At 32.5% G+C, this 3929-nt stretch carries 3 protein-coding genes; 2 read left to right on the top strand and 1 reads right to left on the bottom strand.

Annotation, left to right across the window (positions count from 1 at the left end; translation table 11 throughout):
* Together AC3DU7_RS06335 and AC3DU7_RS06330 are read left to right on the top strand one after the other, a co-directional pair.
* Positions 1 to 375, top strand: a 375-nt coding sequence (locus AC3DU7_RS06335) for an ATP-binding cassette domain-containing protein (RefSeq protein ID WP_488038508.1), incomplete at its 5' end; no start/stop codon positions are given.
* A gap of 10 nt (positions 376 to 385) precedes the next feature.
* On the top strand, positions 386 to 634 hold the full coding sequence (locus AC3DU7_RS06330; protein WP_488038507.1) for a hypothetical protein: 249 nt from the start codon (positions 386 to 388) through the stop codon (positions 632 to 634).
* 127 nt (positions 635 to 761) lie between these two features.
* Here AC3DU7_RS06330 and AC3DU7_RS06325 read toward each other — a convergent pair whose 3' ends face one another.
* Entirely contained in the window at positions 762 to 3791 is a 3030-nt protein-coding gene (locus AC3DU7_RS06325; RefSeq protein ID WP_488038506.1) for a CHAT domain-containing protein, read from the bottom strand.
* Between the last annotated feature and the right edge of the window lie 138 nt (positions 3792 to 3929).

Below are 3929 nucleotides of genomic sequence, written 5' to 3'. Positions count from 1 at the left end.
GAAATGGCGGGTTTTGCAGATGATATCGAAGAAATGCCAATGGAAATGAATACTATTGTGTCTGAGGGAGGGGGAAACTTATCTGGTGGTCAACGTCAACGGTTATTAATTGCGCGAGCGTTGGTTTTGAAACCCAGAATTTTGATTTTTGATGAAGCGACAAGTGCTTTAGATAATCGCACTCAAGCTATCGTAACTGAGAGTTTAGAGGAGTTGGGAGTAACTAGGATAGTTATTGCTCATAGGTTGAGTACTATTCGTAATGCTAACCGAATTTATGTTTTGCAAGGGGGAAAAGTTATACAGAATGGGAGTTTTGAAGAATTAGCAGAGCAGGAAGGGTTGTTTGCTAATTTGATGGCGCGACAGATGTAATGATGGTATAGTGCTACGCGCAAGTCAAAAGTCAGAAGTTAGAAGTAATATCAAATCCGGTAGCATTGGTGTAATTAGATGGGGAGCAGGGGAAGGGAAGTGGGGGAGTAGGGGAGATGGAGAGCTTGAGAAATATTTGGTAATGGTTGAAGATGGAACATTTTTTTATACCGAATTAAACGGATTTGATATAATACCATGTCCGGTTGAATACTTAAGAAATCAGGACTTACGCAAAGACACTACTAAAGATAGTTAGGATAGGCGTTTGAGTATTTTTGAAGATGTCTAATAGTTTCAATAGGCGGTTGCCCCTCGTTGCACCTACCTTCTATTTACGCCTAGTCAGGGAGCTACTTTCGACTTTCTGGAGATGTCTACTAAATTTATGAATTTAGACCTGTAATTGTAAACCCCGCCCAGTAGTAGGGATGTTTGTAAAGGCAGTCATCAGGGGAATCTTGAGGATCTAAAAAAATATTTAGAGGATGATGCTCAATTATCTCAACATCAATTCTTAAAGCAGTTAAGTTAAACTCTTTGAAATCAGACTTTTGAAGCTCATCAATTTTCGATTGTAATTCTGAAGCCTGCTCGATACACCATTCACTTAGTTCCTGACGGCTAATATTTCGCAACCATCTTTGTGCTTCAGCGAGAGCAATTGTAGGGTGCTTTTGCCCGTCAATAATTAGGTTGTAAAATTGAATCATGATAATTGTTGTAGAAATATCTTCCACTTTCCATAAGGTGCTTACAACATAACTTACACCCTTTGACAAGAAGGCACTTACTAATCCCACATATTCATCCAACGGACTTTCAGGAGTTGTAATGCCTGTTTCACATGCCGACAAACAGACAAGATAGTAATTACTCAGATCTAAATCTTTCACTATAGACTTAATTGTGAGAGTATCTTTTCCTGTTAGCTTTAATGCGGAATTTTGAGGTTGTTCAATATCATGATGAGCATGTCCAAGAAAGTGGAAGTAACTTAATTTAAGATCATTCTTTAGATGCCAACCAATCTTATTATTTTTAGCATTAGAAAATTCTATTCTTGTAGGTAAAATCCCCATAGCGTTGTGGTATTTCACATAAATAGAAGTAGCTTCTGCTGGAGTATATGCAAGGTCAGGGGCTGATGGAAGAACAATCATCATGTTTGTAGATGGCAGCAAATTCGGAGCTAACTGTATTCCAATTTCAAGGCTAGGTAAGTATGACAAAGATAAGGTTTCACAATTAAAATTACCATCTTCAAAAACTTCACTAAAAAACACATGTAAAGGAATCCTATGCAAATCTCGGTGTGGGACTAAAATAATCTTCTTGATATTGCTTCGTTTACATAGTTCAGCCTTGATTTTACTGATATTTAAAACGTCATACAGGCTATCTAAGCATTCATCAAACAACTTTTTTTGAGAAGATAAGTACTCTTTATTTGTCTGACTGTTAAATATTGAATTCCAGGTATCAATATAAGACTTAAATTTTATATATTCTTCAGTAGTACTCTGTGAGATTACCAATGGAGTAACTTCATTATGAAGTAACAGAAAAGAAACAATTTTACCTATACCTAAATACCAGTATATGATTGCAGTGTCTAGTGATAATAATTCTCTGTCAATAATTTCATAGGAAAAATTATCTTCCTGCATTTTTTTTGCATTGCTTTTAAATAGTGAATTCAAGCGAGAATTTTTACATTGTTCTGCTAGTAGTAGAGCTTCTTCTGGATCTTCAATAAGCAAATCTTCAATATTAAATGCTGCTTCTAAAGTATGGAGTTTATTAGATAATTTTTGATTATTAAATTCTTTGTTGTCTCTATTTTTTAGTAAAGAAGAAATAACATTCATTCCTTCTTTTAAATATTTCTTAGCATTACTGTAATCGCCTAAAGTATAACTGTTTTTTAGCAATTGCTCTATGATATCTAATATAAACCACTTGTCTCTTTGATCCAATGTAATTTTGTTATCTATTTGATTTAAGTTTAAGATAAAACTTAATGCTTTTTTATATGCTTTTAAGGACTGAGTAAGGCATTTTTTTTTGCTGTCTTTAAGTGCAATACCCCAAAAATATATATCCTTTTTTTTGTAAAAAAAATTTCCTTTCACATAGAATATTCCAGCAATTCTCAATAGATATTTTTTGATCTTTATTATTCTTCTTTTATCTTCCTTGTGGTATCCAGCTCCTTTTTCCAGGAAATCAATTTTTCCCTTAAATTCTTCTTCCAAATAATCAAAATACCTCACTTCTATATCTTGAAGTGCCCGGAAATTTTTTCGTATACCAACATCTCGTATATCAACATCCATCGATTCCACAAACGCAATCTCTACTAAATTTTCAAGAACATTTCTAAAGTCTCCTTGATACAAAATTCCTTCAAGAGATCTATCTTCATTTAGGGCGTTTTCATAATCTTTTTTAGACTCTTTCCAAATTTTTAACTCCTTTAAGGCTTGAGCTCTTCTACAGTAAATTCTTGGTATTAAATCCTTGTATTTATTATCATTAACATCTAAAGCGTTGGTAAAAGCTTGTTTTGCGTATTCAAAAATATTCTTCACTTGAGAAATATTTACTTTTCTATCTCGTTTCAGCTTTTCTCCAGAATGATTCAGCTTTTCACCAAGCTTGAGCCATATATAGGAATGATATTTGTGAGTTGCTGAAACATATTTTTCAGAATTAAAGTATTTATTCAAATTCTTACTAAATTCCTCTAGATCTGTTTTTTCTAAGAGGTTTCTAAGTCTATTAGTATGCTCTTTAGATATAGATAGAAAGGTTTTTTTCGACTCATAACTATAGCATTCGACAGCATTCAAATAACTAACCAGCGCTTTAGAGTAGTTTTTTATTTCAATGTAAAGATCTCCCAAACATAACAATTTTTTTTCTAATATTTTGTTGTTTTTATCCTCAATTTGAAATTCCTTTAAAATCCTAATAGCACTTATCCCTATATCTTCTTTATTTCTAATAACACCTTTATCTTTGCTATTCATTAGTTTAATCATCAGATTTTTGTACTCATCAAGCTTCCTTTTTGTCTCCTCATCAGAAGTTTTCATCAAAAGACCTTGTTTATAATCATTAAAAATTTTTTTCCAGTCAACTGATTCTTTTTGCAATAAGGAAATCTGAAGAGAACAATCTCCCCTCATGTAAAAAAGATCAAAAGAAGAAATTTCTAACTTTATTAGGGTCTCAAATTTCCCGTAGATAAACTTGTAAACCTCAAGCTTTTCAATTGAATTATTAGAGTTACGCTCTAGATTTTTATTCTTAAAATGTTTTAAGAGATCAATATATTTTGTTTGTTGCTTTGTTTCTAGCTGTATGTTTTCAAACTCAGCTAATCTTGTTTCAATTTCATCTATCGTCAAAGATTGATCTGGGGAAATAAGTATACTCTCATCTATCTCATCTATTTGAGTGATTAAATTTAAAGCTTTCTGCTTATAAATTCTTATTTTATGTGTATATGACTTATTGTAAAAAGGGTCTGGTAAATTAGATCTGTT

Source organism: Okeania sp., from assembly GCF_983059655.1.
This window is presented reverse-complemented; position numbering and strand designations above follow the sequence as displayed.